The organism is Streptomyces sp. A0642 (assembly GCF_004795105.1).
Lineage (GTDB): Bacteria > Actinomycetota > Actinomycetes > Streptomycetales > Streptomycetaceae > Streptomyces.
The window spans coordinates 221,952-244,616 of the sequence record NZ_SSBL01000004.1; the positions used below are offsets into that span (position 1 = coordinate 221,952).

Annotated in this window: 17 protein-coding genes and 1 pseudogene; 8 read left to right on the forward strand and 10 right to left on the reverse strand. The window is 71.1% G+C overall.

The features are described 5' to 3' along the window. Nucleotides 1–1,443, reverse strand: a complete 1,443-nt coding sequence (locus E6R60_RS10390) for a hypothetical protein (protein WP_206309367.1) — start codon at nucleotides 1,441–1,443, stop codon at nucleotides 1–3. A gap of 809 nt (nucleotides 1,444–2,252) precedes the next feature. On the opposite strand from E6R60_RS10390, the gene E6R60_RS10395 reads away from it, so the two are divergent. Continuing rightward, nucleotides 2,253–2,786, forward strand: coding sequence for an EF-hand domain-containing protein (locus tag E6R60_RS10395; protein ID WP_136326396.1), 534 nt, complete (start codon nucleotides 2,253–2,255; stop codon nucleotides 2,784–2,786). A gap of 145 nt (nucleotides 2,787–2,931) precedes the next feature. On the opposite strand, the gene E6R60_RS10400 is transcribed toward E6R60_RS10395, so the two are convergent. The 4 genes from E6R60_RS10400 to E6R60_RS10415 form a co-directional block, all read right to left on the reverse strand. Next, entirely contained in the window at nucleotides 2,932–3,822 is an 891-nt protein-coding gene (locus tag E6R60_RS10400; protein ID WP_136326397.1) for a class I SAM-dependent methyltransferase, read from the reverse strand. A gap of 92 nt (nucleotides 3,823–3,914) precedes the next feature. Next, nucleotides 3,915–5,021, reverse strand: coding sequence for an alcohol dehydrogenase catalytic domain-containing protein (locus E6R60_RS10405; protein ID WP_136326188.1), 1,107 nt, complete (start codon nucleotides 5,019–5,021; stop codon nucleotides 3,915–3,917). Continuing rightward, nucleotides 5,018–6,427, reverse strand: coding sequence for an aldehyde dehydrogenase family protein (locus tag E6R60_RS10410; RefSeq protein ID WP_136326189.1), 1,410 nt, complete (start codon nucleotides 6,425–6,427; stop codon nucleotides 5,018–5,020). Before E6R60_RS10410 ends, E6R60_RS10405 begins: the two co-directional genes overlap by 4 nt. Nucleotides 6,428–6,435: 8 nt before the next feature. Continuing rightward, the gene (locus E6R60_RS10415; RefSeq protein WP_136326190.1) at nucleotides 6,436–7,194 is read right to left on the reverse strand and encodes a (5-formylfuran-3-yl)methyl phosphate synthase; all 759 of its coding nucleotides are present in this window, start codon (nucleotides 7,192–7,194) and stop codon (nucleotides 6,436–6,438) included. Nucleotides 7,195–7,545: 351 nt separating this feature from the next. Here E6R60_RS10415 and E6R60_RS37325 point away from each other — a divergent pair. Then, nucleotides 7,546–7,722, forward strand: a pseudogene (locus E6R60_RS37325) (sigma factor); the annotation flags it as partial. Between the two features lie 231 nt (nucleotides 7,723–7,953). Here the strand turns inward: E6R60_RS37325 and E6R60_RS10430 are convergent. Continuing rightward, nucleotides 7,954–8,376: a secondary thiamine-phosphate synthase enzyme YjbQ gene (locus E6R60_RS10430; RefSeq protein ID WP_136326191.1), complete on the reverse strand. Its 423-nt coding sequence runs from the start codon at nucleotides 8,374–8,376 to the stop codon at nucleotides 7,954–7,956. Between the two features lie 191 nt (nucleotides 8,377–8,567). Between E6R60_RS10430 and E6R60_RS10435 the strand changes: the two genes are divergently transcribed. Then, on the forward strand, nucleotides 8,568–9,635 hold the full coding sequence (locus E6R60_RS10435) for an NAD(P)-binding domain-containing protein (protein WP_136326398.1): 1,068 nt from the start codon (nucleotides 8,568–8,570) through the stop codon (nucleotides 9,633–9,635). A 28-nt stretch (nucleotides 9,636–9,663) separates the two neighbouring features. Here E6R60_RS10435 and mltG read toward each other — a convergent pair whose 3' ends face one another. Then, the gene (gene mltG / locus E6R60_RS10440; protein ID WP_136326192.1) at nucleotides 9,664–10,524 is read right to left on the reverse strand and encodes an endolytic transglycosylase MltG; all 861 of its coding nucleotides are present in this window, start codon (nucleotides 10,522–10,524) and stop codon (nucleotides 9,664–9,666) included. Between the two features lie 186 nt (nucleotides 10,525–10,710). Beyond that, the gene (locus tag E6R60_RS10445; RefSeq protein WP_136326193.1) at nucleotides 10,711–12,519 is read right to left on the reverse strand and encodes an ABC transporter ATP-binding protein; all 1,809 of its coding nucleotides are present in this window, start codon (nucleotides 12,517–12,519) and stop codon (nucleotides 10,711–10,713) included. Between the two features lie 204 nt (nucleotides 12,520–12,723). Between E6R60_RS10445 and E6R60_RS10450 the strand changes: the two genes are divergently transcribed. After that, on the forward strand, nucleotides 12,724–13,167 hold the full coding sequence (locus E6R60_RS10450) for a MarR family transcriptional regulator (RefSeq protein WP_136326194.1): 444 nt from the start codon (nucleotides 12,724–12,726) through the stop codon (nucleotides 13,165–13,167). A gap of 219 nt (nucleotides 13,168–13,386) precedes the next feature. On the opposite strand, the gene E6R60_RS10455 is transcribed toward E6R60_RS10450, so the two are convergent. Then, nucleotides 13,387–14,121: a L,D-transpeptidase family protein gene (locus E6R60_RS10455; RefSeq protein ID WP_206309369.1), complete on the reverse strand. Its 735-nt coding sequence runs from the start codon at nucleotides 14,119–14,121 to the stop codon at nucleotides 13,387–13,389. A 310-nt stretch (nucleotides 14,122–14,431) separates the two neighbouring features. Between E6R60_RS10455 and E6R60_RS10460 the strand changes: the two genes are divergently transcribed. After that, on the forward strand, nucleotides 14,432–16,315 hold the full coding sequence (locus E6R60_RS10460) for an ABC transporter ATP-binding protein (protein ID WP_136326195.1): 1,884 nt from the start codon (nucleotides 14,432–14,434) through the stop codon (nucleotides 16,313–16,315). Continuing rightward, nucleotides 16,312–18,093, forward strand: coding sequence for an ABC transporter ATP-binding protein (locus tag E6R60_RS10465; RefSeq protein WP_136326196.1), 1,782 nt, complete (start codon nucleotides 16,312–16,314; stop codon nucleotides 18,091–18,093). The genes E6R60_RS10460 and E6R60_RS10465 overlap by 4 nt, the downstream gene beginning before the upstream one ends. A 98-nt stretch (nucleotides 18,094–18,191) precedes the next feature. Here the strand turns inward: E6R60_RS10465 and E6R60_RS10470 are convergent, their stop codons facing one another. Continuing rightward, complete coding sequence (locus tag E6R60_RS10470) at nucleotides 18,192–18,983, reverse strand: metal-dependent hydrolase (RefSeq protein ID WP_136326197.1); 792 nt, start codon at nucleotides 18,981–18,983, stop codon at nucleotides 18,192–18,194. A gap of 170 nt (nucleotides 18,984–19,153) precedes the next feature. Here E6R60_RS10470 and E6R60_RS10475 point away from each other — a divergent pair, with 170 nt between their 5' ends. Both E6R60_RS10475 and E6R60_RS10480 read left to right on the forward strand, forming a co-directional pair. Next, the gene (locus tag E6R60_RS10475; protein WP_136326198.1) at nucleotides 19,154–21,667 is read left to right on the forward strand and encodes a DEAD/DEAH box helicase; all 2,514 of its coding nucleotides are present in this window, start codon (nucleotides 19,154–19,156) and stop codon (nucleotides 21,665–21,667) included. Between the two features lie 46 nt (nucleotides 21,668–21,713). After that, entirely contained in the window at nucleotides 21,714–22,595 is an 882-nt protein-coding gene (locus tag E6R60_RS10480) for an acyl-CoA thioesterase II (protein ID WP_136326199.1), read from the forward strand. Nucleotides 22,596–22,665: the final 70 nt, after the last annotated feature.

The following is a 22,665-nucleotide window of genomic DNA, read 5'->3' on the forward strand; positions in this document are numbered from 1 at the left end:
TCACCGATTCTCGGGCTGCGGCTGACGCGGGGCCGTTTCCCCTTCGATCCCTCTGGCGAGCACCATGTCCATCACCGTTCCCGCCACCGCGCTCATCCGGCGGTGGCGGAGATCCAGGACAGGGCTCGGGTTCGAGAGGCCGTGGGACGCCAGGAGGTTCATCAGCGGCCAGATCACGTCAGGGCGTCCCGCCAAGGTGAACTCCCGGCCTTCGGGGGCGACGACCTTGGCCGCGGCGGTACCGGCGAGCAGATTGGTACGGGCCCAGTCGATGACGTACGACCCTCCCTTCGGGTCGGCGTGGAGGACGACCTCACGCGTGCGGTGCAGGACGGCGAGATAGTCCATCGGTACGGTCAGCCGCCGGGCGGCGTCGAACGCGGGCGTGCCGTCCGGCGGCTGGATGCGCAGCACCGTGTCGAGCACCGGGCCGTAGACCTGGAAGGTGTACGTGGATCGCATGTTCAGGAACCGGGCCCGAACCAGGACGCCTCCCCGACGCGACCAGCGTCGGCTGACGGAACCGAAGGCCGCCGCTCCGCCCTCGAGGTCGTCCACGAGCCACCGGGATTCCTCGCCCGGCTCGGTCACCGGTGCCCGCTCCTCGGGGCGGGCGCGGTCCCCTTCAGCCACGGCGGCGTATCGCGCCGCCGTGTGCGCTTCCAGACGCCGGAGGTCGATCGTGTCGCCGGCCAGCTCGATGCCTCCGGCCGCCCGGGAGATCCGCATCTGGCGCAGCAGGCGACCGGGGCGACGGGTCACATCGGCCGTCCGGCCTTCGAGGTCGATCACCCTGCAGGTTCTCGTGCCTGCCAGCAGGACACTGCTCGGCCACAGGGGGGTGACGCGTCGGGGTCCCTGCTGAGCGGCGGGATCGACGAGGACGGCCAGGCGGCCCGCGGTGACCGCCGATAGGCAGACCGAGGGCACCCGCCATTGGCCCGTGACCTCGAACGCGGCGGCCGTGTCGGCCCCTTCACCGCCCTCCGCCTCTTCGTCGGAGTACACCCGCAGCTTCAGCCTGACCAACGGCGTGAACTCCTCGGGGGTGTAGTTCCCCGGATAGCTCGTGAAGGTCCCCTCACGGTCAGGGTCGTACCGCGCGAGTGACGCCTCCAGGACGTCCGCCCGCACCAGCCGTTCGCGGGCGTGGCCCTTCGGGGACCGGGGGGCCCACATCACGAAGGTGTCGTCCTCGTAGGAGAAGCTCTCGTCCTTCGCGCGGTCGCGGCGCGTGATCCGGGGGAATTCACTCCGCGCGAGCTTGAGGGCCATGACGGGGACGAAGGCTGAGCAGACCAGGCCGGCGACGAACGGAATCCACGCCCAGTCCTCCCCCTCACGCCAGAGGGAGAACCCCAACAAGAGTCCCAGCGGGCCCGGAAAGAGGCAGACCGCCGCGAAAATCAGCTTGCCGACCAACACACTGGTGTAGCTACGCATGGCCCCCGCCTCAAGTTCGCCCGTGCCCCCGCCCGGCCGGGCGGCCCGTGACCGCCGCCCCGTATCCCCTGCCCGTCGGCCGCGTCGCACGGATCGTGGCCCCGGACATTCCGCTCGCCTCCCCCATAGTCCCGGGGATCCCGCTCGCTCCCCCATAGTCCCGTCGCCCTCGCCCCGGCACCACCCTTGCGCGCCGGCAAGGAGCCGATCAAGGTCGGCTGCCCCGCAGAGAACCCCGCCCGCACACGCCCACCGCCTCACCCGAATCACCGTCACGTCCACGGCCCCGAGGCACAGCAAGCCGCTCAGCAAGGGAGCGATGGCACCACGCCATGCGGATCGGAGACGACTTCTCACGGATCGTGGCCCCGCCGGTCCTGGCCAGCTGCCTCAATTAAGGCCGGTGCAAACACCCAACGACTGTTCAGTGGCCGCGGATCAGAGCGGCGAGACAGTTCACGGTGGCTACGGAGAATCGGCGGCACGACTCCTACGAGTGACTTCCATCAGCCCAGGAAACTCAACCGCACCTGGCGGTTGGCATGGTCGACGTTCGTGTCCACCAAGCTCCGTTGAGGCAACCCGGGCCATCCGGTCGCAGCGCACACACCGGGCCGGCGACGCTCGGGAAAGCCGGCCATGGCCCTGCACGCCGCACACGCCCGACCGTACGCACTGGTTGTCGCGCACTCACTCCTTCCGGTGGCGGAAGCCTCCTCGTCGTCACGTTTCTCCCCCTGAGCGGTTACCCAGGAGCACTCATTGAGCCAAGTCCTGGATCGAAGGACCGCAGGAGAGAAGTGATGGACATGCGAACCGAGGCCGCCCAGAGGGCCGAGCTGGTCTTTTCCCTCTTCGACGCCAACGGCAACGGGGTCCTCGACTCCGACGACTTCGACCTCATGACGGAACGTGTGCTGGAGGTGGCGGTCGCATCGGACGACGGTGCCAGGGAGGCCATCCGGGCCGCGTTCCGCCGGTACTGGACCACACTGGCCACGGAGCTGGACGTCGACGGCGATGGTGTGATCTCGGTCGACGAGTTCCGTCCGTTCGTGCTCGACCCCGAGCGCTTCGGTCCCACGATCACCGAGTTCGCCGAGGCGCTCGCCGTGCTCGGCGATCCCGACGGCGACGGCCTGATCGAGCGCCCGCTCTTCGCATCGCTGATGCGGGCGATCGGCTTCGCGGAGGCGAACATCCATGCGCTTTTCGACGCCTTCGGCCCGGATGCCGAAGACCGCATCACCGTGACCACGTGGACCAGGGGCATCGAGGACTACTACGCGCCGGACCTGAGTGGGATTCCGGCCGACCAACTGGTGGCTGTCCGGGCCGTCTGACACGGCCCGGACAGCCGCGTTCCGTAGCGGCGCAGGCCGTCCCGGGACGCCGCCGGTCCGGCGCCGGATCGCCCCTGCGCGCGGGCGCCGGCCCCGTGACGTCGAGGCGGTGCCGGCCCCGTGCACACGTCTTCGTAGGTGGAGGTCAGAATCGGGGCTTGTGCGCGAAGACCCACCGGTTTCCCTCCAGCGCGTCGTTCGGCTCCGGGAGTGGACCACGTCCCCTCTGACGGGTGAAGTCGAAGGGCGTGTGCACCGAGGTGGACCAGCCCTTGGCCGCCAGGTCACCCGCGGAGTCGGGGCGCGGCCCCCTGTCGAAGAGGTCGAGCAGATCGATGCCGATCTGCTCTCGCGTCGCCGTGTAGATCGGGCTGTCGCGGTACGCGAGCAGATCCTTCTCCAGCTTGGCCTCGAAGACCAGGGCGCTGCCCCTGGTGGTGAGCCGGTCCACCGTGTCGATGAGGTACGTCTCGGCGGGGCCCGGTAGGTAGAAGAGCAGCCCTTCGGCCAGCCAGACGCTGGGAGCGGCCGGGTCGAAGCCGCCAGAGGTCAGGGCGGTGACCCAGTCGGCGCGCAGGTCGACCGGTACCAGGATCCGCTTTGCCTTCGGGGCGGCCGACAGGTCCGTCAGCACCTGTTCCTTGAAGGCCAGCACGCCCGCCCTGTCGATCTCGAAGACGACGCAATCGGACGGCAGGTCCAGCCGGAAGGCGCGGGTATCCAATCCCGCCCCCAGCAGGACCACTTGGCGGACGCCCGTACCGACCGACTGGTGCAGGAAGTCGTCCAGGACGCTCGTCCGCAGACCGAAGTAGCGGGCGAACCTCCCCCACAGCGGGTTGTCGTCCCCTTCCGGGACCTGTTGGATGCTCACCGGCCAGTCCGCGCAGGCGGGGGCGGCGCGGACGAAGTGCTCCGCGTAGACGTCCCTGGCCAGGCTGTCGTGGCGGTGGGTCTCGATCGCCCGTGCGGCGGCGACCAGGAGGGCGGTCAGTCCCACGCCTGCGTCCACGCCTTCCGCGCCGGTCCGCCGCATCGCCGTGGTGGTCGTGTCCCCTTCGGTGGGAGCGAAGGACACGGAACGGTCGTTGGTGGGATGGCGAGGGTCTCCGGTGGTGGAGGTGTCACTCATCTGTTTCTTCCTTCCGGCAGCAGGACGGGCTTGATCACGCGTCCGGCGTCACAGTCCCGTTCGGCCTCGTTGATGTCGGCCAAGGGATAGGTGCGGATCAGTTGGTCGAAGGGGAAGCGGCCGGCCTGCCACAGACCGATCAGCCGCGGTATCAGTAGTTCGGGTACGGCGTCCCCCTCGCAGATGTGCCGGATGCCGCGGCCCCCGTCGAGCGTGCCCGGTTCGAGCGGCAGCGCGGTGTGGAGGCGTGCCACGAGACCGAGGGTGCCGGTGGGGCGGAGCGCGCGGAGCGCGTCGTTGATCAGCGGGGCGGAGGCCGTGGTGTCCAGGGCGTACTGCGCGCCACCGTCGGTGTGCCGACGGATGCACTCGGCCAGTCCGGCCGTCTCGGCGGGCAGCGGGACCGCGCCGAACCGTTCGGCCAGGTCCAGGCGCCCCGGATGCCGGTCGACGGCCACGGTCCGTACGCCGGCGGCGGTGGCTGCCATGGCCGCGGCCAGGCCCACCGCGCCCGCACCGAGGACGACGAGGGTGTCACCGGGCCCGGCACGGAAGGTGTTCAGTACGGCTCCGGCACCGGTGAGGATGCCGCAGCCGAGTGGACCGAGCAGTTCGAGCGGCAGGGCGGCGTCGACCCTGACGGCGTTGCGCGCCGGAACGAGGGCGTATTCGGCGAAGGAGGACTGGCCGAACCAGCGGGGGGCCAGCGCTCCCCCGGCGGCGTCGGTGAGCCGTGCGGCGCCCTCCTCGCGTCCCCCGAAGAGGTTGAGTGAGGCGAAGGAGTCGCAGTAGGCAGGGGCAGCGCTGCGGCAGTTCCGGCAGTGTCCGCAGGAATCGAAGCTCAGCACGACGTGGTCACCGACGCCGATGGCGCTGTCCGGGCCGTCCCCGGACGCCACCACGACTCCGCTCCCCTCATGGCCGAGGACCGCAGGCAGCGGAGTGCGGCCGGCTGATCGCCGGACCGCGAGATCGGTCCGGCACATGCCGCATCCCGCGATCTCGACGAGGATCTCACCGGCGGCCGGGCCGGTGCTCAGGACGATCTCCTCGACCGCGAACGGGGTCTCGTGAGAGCGCAGCACGGCGGCTCGAAACCTCATCCTTCTTCCTCCCGCGGCCGGTGCACGACGAACGGACGGAGGTTGCCGTAGAAGCCCCACGGCCCGCCCGCGACACCGAGCCCGCTGTCCTTGACGCCTGCGAAGGGCTGGGCAAGGGAGAGTTCGGCGTGGTGGTTGATCCAGGCAGTGCCGCATTCGAGCCGCTCGGCTGTCGCCGCCGCCCGGTCGAGGTCGGTGCCCCACACCGAACCGCCCAGCCCGAAGCCGGTGCCGTTCGCCGCTTCGACGGCTTCGTCGAGGTTTCGGTACGGCAGCACCGGCAGGACCGGCCCGAACTGTTCCCCCGTCACCACCGGGTCGTCGGGAGGGACGTCCGTGAGGATCGTGGGAGCGAAGAAGTAGCCCGGACCGTCGAGCCGGAGACCGCCGGCGGCTGCCCGGGCACCGGCCGCCAGGGCCCGTTGTGTGACCTGCTCGACGCGGGCCAGCTGAGGGGCGTTGTTGACCGGCCCGAGCCGGGTCTCCGGGTCCAGGCCGGATCCGACGACGACGGTCTTCGCGCGGTGGGCAAGGGCCTCGACTACCTGGGCGTGGAGCCGGGCCGGTGCGTAGACGCGTTTGACTGCCATACAGACCTGCCCGCAGTTGCGGAAGGCGGCCCAGAACAGCCGGTCCGCGATCCGGTCCACGTCGACGTCGTCCAGGAGGACGGCCGCGTCGTTGCCGCCCAGTTCCAGGGTGACGCGGGCGAGGGAGGCCGCCGCAGCTGCGGCGACGGCCCGCCCGGTCGGCGCCGAGCCGGTGAAGGTGACGTGGCGGATACCCGGATGGGCGGCGAGGTGAGCACCGAGGGGTTCCCGGCCGGTGATGACGGTCAGGACGTCTTCGGGCAGGACTGTGGCGAGGACGGCACCGAGCAGTCTGGTGGAAAGGGGGGTGTACGGGGACGGTTTGAGGACCACGGTGTTGCCGGCGGCCAGTGCGGGTGCGAACTTCGCCGAAGCGAGCTGGAGGGGGAAGTTCCACGGCACGATCGCGGCGACGGGCCCGAGAGACTGCCAGCGGATCTCGCTGTGTACGGGTCGGCCGTCGTCGATCCGGCGGCTGCGGGGAGCCAGAGCGGCGAAGTACCGCAGCCGGGCCGCCGTACGGGCGACCTCGGCGTACGACTCGGCCAGGGGCTTGCCCTGTTCGCGGGTGAGCAACGGAGCGAGGTCGTCCCGGGCAGCTTCCACGGCGTCGGCGGCGGCGTTCAGCCCGGTGGTGCGCGCGGCCGGGTCGGCGCGCCATCCGGGCCACGCGCGCCGGGCCCGGTCGATCGCGCCGTCCAGCTCGTCCGGCTGCTGGTCGGGGGCCTCGTCAAAGGTCTCCCCGGACGCCGGGTCGATGACCGCGAGGCACGGGGCACGGTGTCCGGGGACGCGGCCGGCTGCCGGCGTCGGCATCCCGGTGATCAGTTCAGGGCCGGGACGTCGGCGGTGGAGAACTCCCGGGCCTGCCGGTCCATCTCCGCCCGGAAGGCGGTGACCAGGTGCGGCTGGATCCTTCCGGCATTGCGGTCACCGCCCGAGCAGACCGCTCCCCGCACGCCCACGATGTCCGTACCGATGCGGGTCAGCGAACCGAGGTCGGCCTGCTTGACGCTGCCCGCGAGGGCGGCGAGCAGACCGGCCGCGTGGGCACGGCGGACGAACTCGCCGCAGACGTCCGGCGGAACGTGGTCGAACAGCCGCGTGCCGTCCTTGATCGCGGTGTCCAGCATCGCCGCGTCGGCGCCGGCGCGGGCCGCGATGTCGGGCAGGGCGAGCGGATTGACGCAGCCGACGCGATGGGCGTCGGCGTAGCCCGAGGCGACGACCAGCGCGTCCGAGCGATGGTCCTTCACGGCTCGGACAACCGCCCGCATGACCTCGACGCCCTGCTCGGGAGTCGTGCATCCGTACAGGCCCACCTTGATGTACGTGGCGCCGGAGACGGCCGCCCCGAGCGCAGCCTGCGCCACGGTGCCGGGCTTGTACGGCACGTCGCCCACGGTGGCGGACACCGGTTTGTCCGCCGGTACCGCGTCGCGGATCTCCCTGATGACCCAGGGGAAGTTGGCGCCGAGAGAGCCTTCATCGGGCTTCTTGACGTCGACGATGTCGAGGTGCTCCGCCGCCTTCGCGCAGGCGAGCGCTTCCTCGACGCCGTCAGGGGAGATGAGAAGCAACACCGTGAACTCCTTCCGCCGCGAGTCCACCCCGGCCGGGGGACGGGGGACTGCGGATCATGTGGTTCATGTGCGGTGTGCTCATCCTTTCCATTGCCCGCGCGCACCGGTAGGGCGTGCGGGGTTCCCCGGGCGGCGCGTATACGCACACCTACGAACCCGTGTGCACCGGCGCGAACCAGTGCCTGTTGAACCGCGCCGAAACCGGACGCACTGATGGGCGCGCCCCTGCGCGCTTACGTGCTTACGTGCTTGGCCGCGCTAGGTGCGTCGTCGTTGCGGAGCGGCCGTGCGGTGGGCGCTCGCCGCCCGCCCGCGACCGCGAGGCAGCGGACGCCTTCGTCCGTACCCCCGCAGGACACGTTCCTGCGTGCCCTGCTCACACGGCACCGCTTCGATGGCCGCTCCTCGGCCCGCACCTGGCCGTTCACCATCGCCCGTCGCGCCGTCGTCGGCGACTTCCGCAGGGCCGTCGAACGCGCCCGGCCGACGCGGCTGTCCGGCTTCGGAGAAGGCGTGGCGCTCCAGGAACGCACGTTCCTCGGCCGTGCCAGACCCGGCGGCGGTGAGCACGTTCTCGCGCTGACGCTCAGGGGACGACGTGGCCGCCTTGACTCGCGACAACCGCCGCCCTCCGAGCAGGCATTTGCCGCATCCGTCGTAGGGACGTTCGATGCATTGATGGCCGTACCGTGCAAGATTCTCTCCGTTCGCGCACGCATGGCACGGGAATCGGCGGCACGACCCGGAGAGTGACGGGGATCAGCCCAGGAAACTCAGCCGAACCTGCCGGTTGGCATTGTCGACGTTCGTGTCCACCAGGCACACCGACTGCCACGTCCCCAGTTCAAGCCGCCCCGCGATCACCGGCAGCGTCGCGTGGGGCGGGACGAGGGCCGGGAGGACGTGGTCGCGGCCGTGGCCCGGGCTGCCGTGGCGGTGTTGCCAGCGGTCGTCCGCGGGGAGCAGGGAGTGCAGGGCGGAGAGCAGGTCGTCGTCGCTGCCCGCGCCCGTCTCCAGGATGGCGATACCGGCGGTCGCGTGCGGGACGAAGATGTTGAGCAGGCCGTCGCGGCCCGGGGCCGACCGGGTGAGGAACTGTTCGCAGTCGGACGTCAGGTCGGTGACGGTCTCCGTCGTACCCGTGGTGATGTTCAGGACGCTGGTGCTGAAGGCAGAGGACATGGGCCCATTGTCCTGCCCGTACCGCGGGATCGCGCGTCCGTGTCCCGAGACAGCAGAAGGGTCGCGTCGCCCGGAGCCGCGCAGGCACGCACGCACGGTGCGCACGCACCCACGTCGGGCAATGTCGTGGTGGGCCCCACGGGAAGATCCTTGCCACCGACGCCGTTAGTACAAGCGTGAACAATGTAGGGGTGTGCTCGGTGGATGTCGTGGTGATCGGTGCCGGACAGGCAGGGTTGTCGGGCGCCTACCATCTGCGTCGCAGCGGTCTGGAGCCGGACCGCGATTTCGTGGTCCTCGACCACGCCCCGCACCCGGGCGGCGCCTGGCAGTTCCGCTGGCCCTCGTTGACGTACGGCAAGGTGCACGGCATGCACGCCCTGCCCGGCATGGAGCTGACGGGCGCCGACGAAAGCCGGCCCTCGTCCGAGGTGATCGGGGCGTACTTCGACGCGTACGAGCAACGCTTCGACCTGCGGGTTCACCGGCCGGTCGAGGTGAGCGCGGTGCGCGAGGGCGCGGGCGGGCGGCTGCTCGTCGAGACGTCCGAGGGTACGTACGCGACGCGTGCCCTGATCAATGCCACGGGCACCTGGGACCGGCCGTTCTGGCCGCGCTACCCGGGCCAGGAAACCTTCCACGGGCGGCAGCTGCACACGGCGAACTACCCGGGGCCCGCCGAGTTCGCCGGACAGCGGGTGGTCGTCGTCGGCGGTGGGGCTTCCGGGACCCAGCATCTGATGGAGCTCGCCGAGGTGGCGAAGGCGACCTACTGGGTGACGCGCCGCCCGCCCGTGTTCCGCGAGGGACCGTTCGGAGCCGAGCAGGGCCGGGCGGCCGTGGCCATGGTGGAGGACCGGGTGCGGCGCGGGCTGCCGCCGCAGAGTGTCGTGAGCGTCACCGGGCTGCCGGTCACCGACGCGGTCCGGCGCGCCCGCGAGTCCGGAGTGCTCGACCGGCTGCCGATGTTCGACCGGATCACACCGGCCGGCGTCGCCTGGGACGACGGTCGCACCGTCGAGGCGGACGTCATTCTCTGGGCGACCGGCTTCCGGGCCGCCGTCGATCACCTCGCCCCGCTGCGGCTCCGTGAGCCCGGGGGCGGGATCAGGGTCGAGGGAACGCAGGCCGTGCGCGACGAACGCGTCCATCTCGTCGGATACGGTCCCTCCGCCAGCACCATCGGCGCCAACCGGGCCGGGCGCGCCGCCGTGCGCGCCATCGGCCGGCTGCTGGAGGCGGCGCCGGTGCCCGCGTGAGCGACCTCGGCCGGGTCCGGCCTATGGCTCAGCCGTGGCCGGCCCCTCTGCGGTTGTTGTTGAACTCCGCCACGTTGCGCCGCTGTTCCGCGTAGTCGTCGGTGAAGCGGGTGTCGCCGGGTGCGACCGTGACGAAGTACAGCCATGGGCCGGGAGTGGGACCGATGGCCGCTGCCATCGCCTGCTCTCCGGGATTGCCGATGGGAGTGGGCGGAAGCCCTTTGTGTACATAGCTGTTGTACGGACTGTCCATCTTCGTATCGCCCGTGGTGGTGTCCAGCGTGCTGCGGTTCAACGCGTAGTTGAGCGTCGAGTCCATCTGGAGGGGCATGCCCCGGTCGAGCCGGTTGTGGATGACTCTGGCCACCTTGCCCATGTCGGACGCGCTGTCCGCCTCGGCCTGGACGATGGCGGCGATGGTCACCGTCTGGTATACGGTGACGTTGTTGCGCTGTGCTCCAGCGGTGATGTGGTCGGCGCCGAACCGGCTCACCGCCGTGTCGACCATGTAGCGCAGCAGGCTTTCCGGAGTCGTACCCGACGTGACCGGGTACGTCGCCGGGAAGAGGTAGCCCTCGGGGTTGCCCTTCGCCTCGGCCGGAAGCGGCAGGTCCGCCGTGGCGACCGCCTTCTGCGTGGTTCCGGCGGGCTCGCCGAGGGCCTTGTCCGCGGCCGCATACACCTGCGAGGCCCGCCATCCCTCCGGGATGACGAGGGTGCGTGGCTGCTCCGTCTTCGGCTCCGTGGTCAGCAGGGGTACGAGTACGGCGGCCCCCGCGGCGAGGACGAGGACGGCACCGATGATCAGCACCAGACGGCCGCGGCGGGTGGGGCGGACCCGGCGACCGGGCCGGCGGCGGGGAGGTACGTCCGGGGACTCGTTCACCATGCCGGCACGCTACCCCCGCGCCGATCACGCCGCCGGTACCCCGCTCCCGGCGACACGCGGCGCACACCCCGCGAGACGAACACGGGCCCCCTGCTCCACCCGGCGGCGTCGCTCCCCGTCCCATCGGGGCGGCGCCGTCGCGTGCGCGGTGCCCGGTCAGCCGCCGACCGGTCAGCCGCCGACCGGTCAGCCGGCCACCGGGGCGAGCCGGGTGTCGTCCCTGCGGACCAGGGCCGCGTACCGGCCGTCCTGTCGCAGCAGTTCCTCGTGGGTGCCGCGCTCCGCGGTGCGGCCACCGTCGAGGACGACGATCTGATCGGCGTCGCGCACGGTGGACAGCCGGTGGGCGATGGTGATCGTCGTACGTCCCGCGGAGAGCGCGTCGATCGCCTCCTGTACCGCGAATTCCGTACGGGTGTCGAGGGCGCTCGTCGCCTCGTCGAGGATCAGCACCGGCGGGTCGCGCAAGATCGTGCGGGCAAGGGCCAGGCGCTGTTTCTCGCCTCCCGAGAACCGATAGCCCCGTTCACCGACGAGGGTGTCGTAGCCATCGGGCAGCGAGGCGATGTGGTCGTGGATCTGGGCCGCGCGGGCCGCCGCCTCGATCTCCTCGTCGGTCGCCTCCGGTTTGGCGAAGCGCAGGTTCTCGGCGACCGAGGCGTGGAAGAGGTACGTCTCCTGGGAGACCACGCCCACGGCCCGTGCGAGGGTGTCGAAGTCCAGGTCGCGCACATCGACCCCGTCGATCGTGACCCGTCCGCCGGTGACGTCGTAGAGCCTCGGCACCAGATAGCTGAGCGTGGACTTGCCGGAGCCGGTGGGACCGACGACGGCCAGGCTCGCGCCGGCGGGCACGGTGACGTCGACGCCGCTGAGGGTCGGGCCGCTCTTCTCGTCGTAGCTGAAGTCGACGTTCTCGAAGCGGATCTCCCCACGGATCTCCTCCAGCCGGACCGGCTTCTCCGGCTCGGTGATATCCACCGTGAGGTCGAGGTATTCGAAGATCCGCTGGAAGAGGGCGAGGGAGGTCTGCATCTGCACCCCTGTGGAGAGCAGGCTCACGGCGGGCCGGAAGAGGCCCTGCTGGAGCGAGACGAAGGCGACGAGGGTACCGATCGAGACGCCCGGACCGCCGGACTGCAGGGCGATGCCCGCGGCCCAGTAGATGACGGCGGGCATGGCGGCCATCACGATGCCGATCGTCGACATCCGCCACCGTCCGGCCATGCTGGAGCGCACCTCGAGGTCGACCAGACGCTCGGACTCCTCGGCGAAGCCCTTGGTGAGCGAGTCCGAGCGGCCCATGGTGCGGCCGAGCAGGATGCCGCTGACGGAGAGCGATTCAGTGACGGTGGCTGCCATGGCGGCCATCTGCTTCTGCCGCTGAGTGGTGATCTTCTTCCGCTCGCGGCCGACCCGGCGGCTGATCCAGACGAAGACCGGCAGCAGGAGCAGCGAGACGAGGGTGAGCCGCCAGTCGAGCGCGAGCATCGCGACGACCGTGGCGATGACCGCGGTGAGGTTGGAGACCAGCGAGGTCGCCGTGGAGGTGACCGTGGCCTGCATACCGCCGATGTCGTTGGCGATCCGCGACTGGACCTCGCCCGTGCGGGTCCGGGTGAAGAACGCGAGCGGCATCCGCTGGAGCTGCGAGTAGACGGCGGTGCGCAGGTCGTGCATGACCCGCTGGCCGACCGTGGTCGAGATGAGCGTCTGGAGCACGCCGAAGACGCTGTTCATCACCGCGGTGAGGATCATGCCGAGGGCGAGCAGCGAGAGCAGCCCGGTCCGCCCCTGCGGGATGGCGGTGTCCAGGATCTCGCGCAGCAGGAACGGGGAGGCGACCGACACCAGCGACGAGGCGCCGACGAGCAGTCCGACCACCGCGAGGCGGCCGCGGTACGGGTGGAAGAGGCGGAGGATGCGGCGCAGCTCGGCAGGCGGCTGGGCGGCGTCCCGGGGCGGGGGTGTCCACGTGGGTCCGTCGGGTTTCATGGGCTCCTTCGTCAGGCGTGCGACAACGGCAGGGGGCGCGGGCGCCTGCGAAGCGTGCGCGTCCGGTCTGGAGGCAGGGCGGCCGCCGAGGGCCGTGCTGCTTGCTGTGGGTACGTGCTGGTGTGTACGTATCGGGCAAGAATCAGAGCCTAGCTCATTGTTACCTGTACTCACAATGAACAAGGTCCTGATATTGTTCCCGGTATGGACTCCCCCGACCCGGACGGCGTGCTCGCCGAACAGCTGCTGCGGCTGACCCGCAGGCTTCAGCGCATCCAAGGCCGTCAGCTGGAGCCGATCGGCATCACCCCCGCGCAGTTCCGGCTGCTGCGCACCGTCGCGCACTACGACGGTCCTCCCCGGATGGCGGATCTCGCCCAGCGTCTCGACGTCGTCCCCCGCGCCGTGACCACGCTGGTCGACGGGCTGGAGGCGAGCGGCCGGGTGCGCCGGACCCCCGATCCGGACAGTCGTCGGGTGGTCCGCATCCAGATCACGGACGAGGGCATCGCCACGCTCCGGTCCCTGCGCAACGCGCGCCGGGCGGCCGCGGAGGAGATCCTGGCCCCGCTGACCGCCGATCAGCGGGAGGTGCTCGGCGGCCTGTTGACGGCCCTGGTCAACGGGATGCCCGAGCGCACCTGCTGACCGCCCCGGCCAACAGGGCCCCCGAGCGCACCTGCCGACCACCTTGGCCGGATGGGACGCCCGAGCGCACCTGCCGACCGCCCCGGCCAACGGGGCCCCCGAGCGCACCTGCCGACCACCTTGGCCACCGGGACGCCGCGGCACCCGAGCGCCACTGCCGAGCGGGGGCACTCGGCGTTGGCGGGAACGGGCGTCCCGCCCCGGTGCCGGGCGGGTCGCTCAGCTCTTGAGGGCCGCGCGGTCCCCCATGACCACGACCGGGTTCTGCTTCGGGTCCAGAGTGCGCAGCAGCTTCACCATGGCCGCCTTCGGCAGGCTCACACAGGCGGATGTGCCACTGCCGTGGTCCATGTGGAGCCAGATGCTGCCGCCCTTGGACTGGCCCTCCGGGCGTGTCGGGTCGTTGGGGGCGGTGCCCTTGACGCGGTTGTAGTCGATGGCGATGACGTAGTCGAAGTCGTGCCAGTAGGGCTTGGCCCAGTAGCGCGGGGCGCGGATGGCGGCCGATTCGCTGTACGGGAGCAGCGCGCCCGGGTCGGGCAGTGCGCCGCCGGCGTCGGTGAGGGTGAAGACGCCGACCGGGGAGCGCTTGTCGTCCTCGTGATGGTCGGCGGTCCAGCCCTTGCGGCCGTTGTGGGCCTTCCAGCCGGCGGCCTTGTCCCAGGTGGAGCCGGTCCGGGTGTACAGCACGACCGTGGAGTCCGCGGAGTTCCTGCCCGCACCGTAAACGGCGACGACCTGACGGGAGTTGTGCGGGATCTTCGACCGCAGCCGGTCGCCGACGTCCGGGATCCGCTTCAGGCCGGCGGTCCCTGCCCCGTCCTTCCGGGCACCGGCCGACCGCGCGTCGCCCTTCTCCGTCTCCTGTCCGTCGCCGCACGACGTGAGCGTCGTGAGCAGGACACCGCAGGCGGCCGCCGAGGCCACCACTCGTACCGCACCGGCTATACGCATCCGTCCATGGTCGCACCACCCGGCGTCCGCAGCCGTTCCCTCCCCGGGTCCGGCGGCATGCGTGGCCGGTCCCCTACTCCGCGCGCCGTGGCCCGGCACCGCCCTGAGACGCACGGTGAAGGCCGCCCGGGGCGTCCCGGGCCACGCCTGAAGCCGGCCCGGCACGGCCCCGCACCGCGCGTAAAAGGGTTTGCCTCGGCCCCTGCGGACAGCGAGGCTTGAACGGTTTGGTTCTCCCCCACGCGCTTGCCGAACGTGTCTCTGGGGACCCCTTCGCGGGTCCCGGCTCCTTACGATCTTTTGGGACGTCATGCACATTCGCGATCTTCCGTACTCGGATCCCGGCGATCCCGATGTCCGGTCCGGCCCTCGCTTCCTGCTCTGGCTCGGCCGCAACCAGATACGCGGACAGCTCACCTCCATGTCCTGGGGCCTGTTGCACCAGTGCTCCATCGCGGGGCTGCCGCTCGCCGTGGGGTTCGCCGTCCAGTCGGTCGTCGAACGGTCCGGCGGACGGCTGGCTCTGGCCGGCGGCATGATCGCGGTGCTGGGCGTACTGATCGCGGTGGGCGACACCATGCTCCACCGGACCGCCGTCACCAACTGGATCACCGCCGCCGCGCGGGTCCAGCAGCTGCTCGCCCGCAAGACCGCGGAGCTCGGTTCGGCACTGACCCGACGGGTCGCCGCGGGCGAGGTCGTCGCGGTGTCCACCGGCGACGTGGAGAAGATCGGCTGGTTCGTCGAGGCGCTCTCCCGCTTCGTCGCGGCCGCCGCGGCCCTCGTGATCATCTGCGTCGGGCTCGTCCTGTACCTGCCCTCGCTCGGCGTGCTCGTGGCGCTCGCCATGCCGCTGCTCGCCCTCGGTGTCCTGCCGCTCCTCCCCCGGGCCACCCGCCGCGCGGACATCCAGCGCGAGAAGGCGGGCAAGGCCACCGAGCTTGCCTCCGACACGGTGGCCGGGCTGCGCGTGCTGCGCGGCATCGGCGGCGAGGAACTGTTCCTCGGCCGCTACCGGCGCGCCTCGCAGGAGGTCCGCGAGGCGGCGGTGCGCAGTGCGCGCATGTGGTCGCTGATCTCGGCGATCCAGGTGTTCCTGCCCGGTCTGCTGCTGATCTCGCTGGTCACGTACGGGGCCGCGCTCGCCCGGGACGGGAGGATCGAGGTCGGTCAGCTCGTGACGGTGTACAGCGCGGCGACGCTGATGCTGTTCCCGCTGCGGCACTTCGAGGAGATCGCCATGGCGTACTCCTTCTCCCGGCCGTCCGCTCAGCGCGCGGTACGGGTGCTCTCGCTGAGCCGGGTGGCCCGGCCGTCCACGGTGGACGCCGCTCCGGCCGGTGACCTGTACGACCCGGTCACCGGCCTGATGGCTCCGGAGGGCCTGTTCACCGCGGTGGTCTGCGGCGATCCGGACGAGGCGGGCCGCCTCGCGGACCGGCTCGGCGGCCATGCCCAGCCGGCCGTGGCCCAGGAGGGCGAGGCGGAGGACGCCGAGGCTCCCGCGCTGCCGTCGGTCCTGCTCGGGGGCGTACCGCTGGACGAGCTGGAGCTGGACGCCGCCCGGACCGCCGTGCTGGTCCAGGACAAGGATCCGGTGCTGCTCTCCGGCACGCTGCGCGAGCTGCTGGACGTGCCGTCGTCCGGGCGGATCGCCGCCGCGGACGCGCTGGCGGCCGCGCAGTGCGGCGATGTCCTGGACGCGCTCGCCCAGGCGTCGGTCGACGCGGACGGCGACCCCATGAACACCCGGATCACCGAACGCGGCCGGTCCCTGTCCGGCGGTCAGCGTCAGCGGCTCGCCCTGGCGCGTTCGCTGGTGACCGACCCGGGGGCCCTGGTGCTCGACGAGCCGACGTCCGCCGTCGACTCGCACACCGAGGCGCGGGTGGCCGAGGGCATCAAGGCCTTGCGCAAGGACCGTACGACGGTGGCGTTCGCCTCGTCACCGCTGCTGCTCGACCTGGCGGACCGGGTGGCGCTGGTCCACGGCGGCACCGTGGTGGCGGTGGGCACCCACCGGGAACTGCTGCGCGCCGAACCGCTGTACCGCGCGGTCGTCACCCGTGAGACCGACGAGGAGATCGCCGCGTCGGGACCCGACACCGGCGAAGAGACCGCCGCTGCCGGACCGGACGCGGCCGAAGACATCGACACGATCGAGACGATCGAGGAAATCGAGGAGAGGGCATGATCGGCGTCGCACCACCGGCGTACGACCCGGCCGCCCCGGAGTCGGCGACGACCCTGCCGGTCGGAACCCCCACGACCGTACGCACCTATGTCCGGGAGCTGATGCGGCGCCACCGGCGGCCGTTTGCCGTGGTCACGGCGCTCAACTGCGTCGCGGTGATCTCGTCGATCGTGGGTCCGTACCTGCTGGGCGGCCTGGTCGAGGACCTGGCCGGCGGGGTCACCGACCTTCATCTGGAGCGCACCGCCGCGGTGTTCGCCCTGGCGCTGGTCATCCAGACCGTGGTGACCAGGATGATGCGCCTGCGCAGCGCGATGCTCGGCGAGGAGATGCTGGCCGACCTGCGCGAGGACTTCCTCGTGCGCTCGGTCCGGCTGCCCCCGGGTGTGCTGGAGCGGGCGGGGACGGGTGACCTGCTGTCCCGCATCACCACGGACATCGACCGGCTCGCCAACGCCATGCGCGAGGCGGTCCCTCAACTGGCCATCGGCGTGGTGTGGGCGGGGCTGCTGCTCGCCGCGCTCGCCGTCACCGCTCCCCCGCTGGCGCTCTCGGTGCTCATCGCCCTGCCGGTGCTGATCATCGGCTGCCGGTGGTACTTCCGCCGGGCGCCGTCGGCGTACCGCTCGGAGGCGGCCGGCTACGCGTCGGTCGCCGCGATGCTCGCGGAGACGGTCGACGCCGGAAGAACCGTGGAGGCGCACCGGCTCGGTGCGCGACGGGTGGCCCTGTCGGACCGTCGGATCAAGGAGTGGACGGCCTGGGAGCGGTACACGCTGTTCCTGCGCTCCGTGCTGTTCCCCGTCATCAACGTCACGTACGTGACGATTCTCGGCGCGGTCCTGATGCTCGGCGGCTGGTTCGTCATCGAGGGCTGGCTCACCGTCGGTCAGCTGACCACGGGCGCGCTGCTCGCCCAGATGATGGTCGACCCGATCGGTCTGATCCTGCGCTGGTACGACGAGTTGCAGGTCGCCCAGGTGTCGCTGGCCCGCCTCGTGGGGGTCCGCGAGATCGAGCCGGACGCGGGTGACGACGCTGTCGCGCCGGAGGGCCGTGAGGTGCGGGCGGACGAGGTGCGCTTCGGCTACCGCGCCGGTCTCGACGTGCTGCACCGGGTGTCGCTGGACGTGGCTCCCGGTACGCGGATGGCGCTGGTCGGACCGTCCGGTGCGGGCAAGTCCACCCTGGGCCGGCTGCTGGCCGGTATCTACGCCCCGCGCACCGGTGACGTCACCCTGGGCGGCGCGCAGTTGTCCCGGATGCCGGCGGAACGGGTCCGCACGCATGTGGCACTGGTCAACCAGGAGCACCATGTGTTCGTCGGCTCGCTGCGGGACAACCTGCTGCTGGCCCGTACCGGTGCGGGGGACGAGGAGCTGTGGGCCTCGCTGGCCGCGGTCGACGCGGCCGGCTGGGCGAGGGCGCTCGACGAGGGGCTGGACTCCGAGGTCGGCTCGGGCGGTCTGGTGCTCACTCCGGCGCAGGCGCAGCAGATCGCGCTGGCCCGGCTGGTACTGGCCGATCCGCACACGCTGGTGCTGGACGAGGCGACGTCGCTGCTCGACCCGCGCGCGGCCCGTCATCTGGAACGGTCGCTGGCCCGGGTGCTCGACGGCCGTACGGTCGTGGCGATCGCCCACCGGCTGCACACGGCGCACGACGCGGACGTGATCGCCGTCGTCGAGCAGGGCCGGATCAGCGAGCTGGGCAGCCATGACGAGCTGGTGGCCGCGGACGGTGCGTACGCGGCGCTGTGGCGGTCCTGGCACGGCTGACGGCGACCGGCACGTCGCGTTTCTCGGGTGGCGCCCTCCGGCCGGAGGGCGCCACCGCCGACGTACGGGCACGGTCCGGGGCCGGACCGGGGCGGGCCTCAGATGAAGTTCAGGGCGGAGGCCGCGCCCACTCCCCCGAGCACCATGAACGCCGGCATCAGCAGTTTCAGCTCCACCCAGCTGCCGGCCCGGAAACGCATGAACTTCGGCGGACCTATCGGGTACCACCGCTTGCGGCCGACCGGGATCGGCCACAGGATCGGGCAGCCGGACACGGTCAGCGCGTCGCCGATGTCATGGACGAGGGCGCCGAGCACGATCGGCAGGCCGAGCCAGAGGTACTCCTGGCCGGGGGCGTCGAAGAGCCAGTCCGAGCCGTTGCCCGGCTTGTCCAGGACGCCGGCGAGGATCCACGCGCTGGTCGCCCCGAGCAGCCACACCAGGACGTCGCTGGACACCCGGGCGGCCCGCCAGAGCAGCCCTTCGACGGCGAGCACCAGGTGGACGAAGAGAATCGCCAGCACCGCCCACCGGCCGCCGGTGATCGCCGCGGCGGAGGCGCCCGCACCGATCAGGACCGCCCACAGCCAGGTGTGGGTCAGCGTCCGGTGGCCGCCGTTGCGGTTCGCGTCGCCCCGCAGCTTCGTGGCCTTGTAGACGGCGTGCGAGAGCTTGTCGACGATCTCGCACAGTCCGCGGGAGACCGGACCGAAGGCGCGCGAGATGGTCGCCGACTTGTGGTCGAGGTCCGGTGCGAGCGCCGCGCCCGCGGTGATCAGCGCGCCGACGACCAGGACGGGCCACGGCATGGTGTGACCCTCGGCGGCCGCGGCCGCGCCCACCCCCAGCCAGGCAGCCGCCCCTGACAGAGAGTGTGCCGGTCCCATCATGGCTGTATCCGCCCCCGTAGCTGTCGTGAGGTGCGCCAGGCAGGGCCTGGGCGCGAGTTCCGGCCACCGTCGGTACGGTGCGGCCGAGTTGAGTGGGCAGCGTATCGTCCGTGATCTTCGTACCGTCGTCCGGTTCCCTCATCGGGGTGGAAGACAGGCAAGATGGGGGCGTGACCCTTATCGATCAGCTGCCCCCGACCGACGACCCCGACGCCCTCTTCGAGGCATTCTCGTCATGGACCGAGACGCAGGGGATCACCCTCTACCCCGCTCAGGAGGAGGCGCTGATCGAGGTGGTCTCCGGGGCCAACGTGATCCTCTCCACCCCCACCGGCTCCGGAAAGAGCCTGGTCGCGGCCGGTGCGCACTTCACCGCTCTCGCCCAGGACAAGGTCACCTTCTACACCGCTCCGATCAAGGCCCTGGTCTCGGAGAAGTTCTTCGACCTGTGCAAGCTGTTCGGTACGGAGAACGTCGGCATGCTCACCGGCGACGCCTCGGTCAACGCCGACGCCCCGGTGATCTGCTGTACCGCCGAAGTGCTCGCGTCCATCGCGCTGCGTGACGGGAAGTACGCGGACATCGGCCAGGTCGTCATGGACGAGTTCCACTTCTACGCGGAGCAGGATCGCGGCTGGGCGTGGCAGATCCCGATCCTGGAGCTGCCGCAGGCCCAGTTCATCCTGATGTCGGCCACGCTCGGTGACGTCCGGATGTTCGAGGAGGACCTGACCCGCCGCACGGGCCGGCCCACGTCCGTCGTGCGCTCGGCGACCCGTCCGGTCCCGCTCAGTTACGAGTACCGGCTGACGCCGATCACCGAGACGATCACCGAGCTCCTGGACACCCGGCAGTCGCCGGTCTACATCGTGCACTTCACGCAGGCGGCGGCCGTCGAGCGGGCGCAGTCGCTGATGAGCATCAACATGTGCACCAAGGAGGAGAAGGAGAAGATCGCCGATCTCATCGGCAACTTCCGCTTCACCACCAAGTTCGGCCAGAACCTCTCGCGCTATGTGCGCCACGGCATCGGGGTGCACCACGCGGGCATGCTCCCGAAGTACCGCCGCCTGGTCGAGAAGCTCGCGCAGGCGGGCCTCCTGAAGGTGATCTGCGGTACGGACACGCTCGGCGTCGGCGTCAACGTCCCCATCCGCACGGTGCTGTTCACCGCCCTCACCAAGTACGACGGCACCCGGGTGCGGACCCTGCGGGCGCGTGAGTTCCACCAGATCGCGGGCCGGGCCGGCCGGGCGGGCTTCGACACGGCGGGCTTTGTCGTCGCGCAGGCGCCCGAGCACGTCGTGGAGAACGAGAAGGCGGTCAAGAAGGCCGGTGACGACCCCAAGAAGAAGCGCAAGGTCGTCCGCAAGAAGGCACCCGAGGGCTTCGTCGCCTGGTCGGAGACCACGTTCGACAAACTCATCCAATCCGATCCCGAGCCGCTGACGTCCCGTTTCCGGGTCACGCACACCATGCTGCTGTCCGTGATCGCACGTCCCGGCAACGCCTTCGAGGCGATGCGGCATCTGCTGGAGGACAACCACGAGCCGCGCAAGGCGCAGCTGCGTCACATCCGCCGGGCCATCGCGATCTACCGTTCGCTGCTCGACGGCGGCGTGGTGGAGCAGCTGGACAAGCCCGACGCGGAGGGCCGCATCGTGCGGCTCACCGTCGATCTTCAGCAGGACTTCGCGCTGAACCAGCCGCTGTCCACGTTCGCGCTCGCCGCGTTCGAGCTGCTGGACGCCGACTCGCCGTCGTACGCCCTGGACATGGTCTCGGTGGTGGAGTCGACGCTCGACGACCCGCGCCAGATCCTCGCCGCGCAGCAGAACAAGGCGCGCGGTGAGGCGGTCGGGCAGATGAAGGCCGACGGCATCGAGTACGAGGAGCGGATGGAGCTCCTCCAGGAGGTCACGTACCCGAAGCCGCTGAGCGAGCTGCTGTGGCACGCGTACGAGGTCTACCGCCAGAGTCACCCGTGGGTGAGCGACCACCCGGTGTCGCCGAAGTCGGTGATCCGGGACATGTACGAACGCGCGATGACGTTCACCGAGTTCACGTCGAACTACGAACTGGCGCGTACCGAGGGCATCGTGCTGCGTTATCTCGCGAGCGCGTACAAGGCGCTGGAGCACACCATCCCGGACGACATCAAGTCCGAGGACCTGGAGGACCTGATCGCCTGGCTCGGCGAGATGGTCCGCCAGGTCGACTCCAGTCTGCTCGACGAGTGGGAGCAGCTCGCCAATCCCGAGGTGGAGACGGCGGAGCAGGCGCAGGAGCGTGCCGACGAGGTCAAGCCGGTCACGGCCAACGCCCGCGCCTTCCGGGTGCTGGTGCGCAACGCGATGTTCCGCCGGGTCGAGCTGGCCGCGCTGGACCGGGTCCGCGATCTCGGGGAGCTGGACGGCGACGCGGGCTGGGACGAGGACGCGTGGGGCGAGGCGATGGACGCGTACTGGGACGAGTACGAGGAGCTGGGCACCGGTCCGGACGCCCGGGGACCGAAGCTGCTGAAGATCGACGAGGACGCCGAACACGGCCTGTGGCGCGTCCGGCAGACGTTCGCGGACCCGAACGGCGACCATGACTGGGGCATCAGTGCCGAGGTCGACCTGGCCGCGTCCGACGAGGAGGGCCGGGCGGTCGTCCGGGTCACCTCCGTGGGCCAGTTGTGAGCGCCTCCGTACCGGTGGCGCCGCTGCGAGAGTGGAGAAGAAGCGCATGACGAACCCCGCCGAGCGTCTGGTCGACCTGCTCGACCTGGAGCGGATCGAGGTCAACATCTTCCGCGGCCGCAGCCCCGATGAGTCCCTTCAGCGGGTCTTCGGCGGGCAGGTGGCGGGACAGGCTCTGGTGGCGGCGGGCCGCACCACGGACGGGGACCGTCCGGTGCACTCGCTGCACGCCTACTTCCTGCGGCCGGGCCGTCCCGGGGTGCCGATCGTCTACGACGTCGAGCGGGTCAGGGACGGCCGGTCGTTCACCACGCGCCGGGTGACGGCCGTGCAGCAGGGCAGGACGATCTTCAACCTGACGGCGTCCTTCCACCGCCCGGAGGAGGCGGGCTTCGAGCACCAGCTGCCGCCGGCCCGTGTGGTGCCCGATCCCGAGGAGCTGCCGACGGTCGCCGAAGAGGTGAGCGAGCATCTGGGCGGTCTGCCGGAGGCGCTCGAACGGATGGCGCGGCGCCAGCCGTTCGACATCCGCTACGTCGACCGGCTGCGCTGGACGCGGGAGGAGATCAAGGACGCGGATCCCCGCAGCGCGGTCTGGATGCGCGCGGTCGGCCCGCTGGGTGACGACCCGCTGGTGCACACCTGTGCGCTGACGTACGCGAGCGACATGACGCTGCTGGACGCGGTGCGCATCCCGGTGGAGCCGCTGTGGGGACCGCGCGGCTTCGACATGGCGTCGCTGGACCACGCGATGTGGTTCCACCGCCCGTTCCGGGCCGACGAGTGGTTCCTGTACGACCAGGAGTCCCCGGTGGCCACCGGCGGACGGGGTCTGGCGCGCGGCCGGATCTACGACCGCGAGGGCAATCTGCTGGTCTCGGTGGTGCAGGAGGGGCTGTTCCGGCGGCTGGGCGAGAAGCCGGCCTGAGCGCGGCTGGGCGGGAAGCCGGCCCGACGCCGCGGGCGGGAAGCCGGCCCGACGCCGCTCCGCGAGCTGT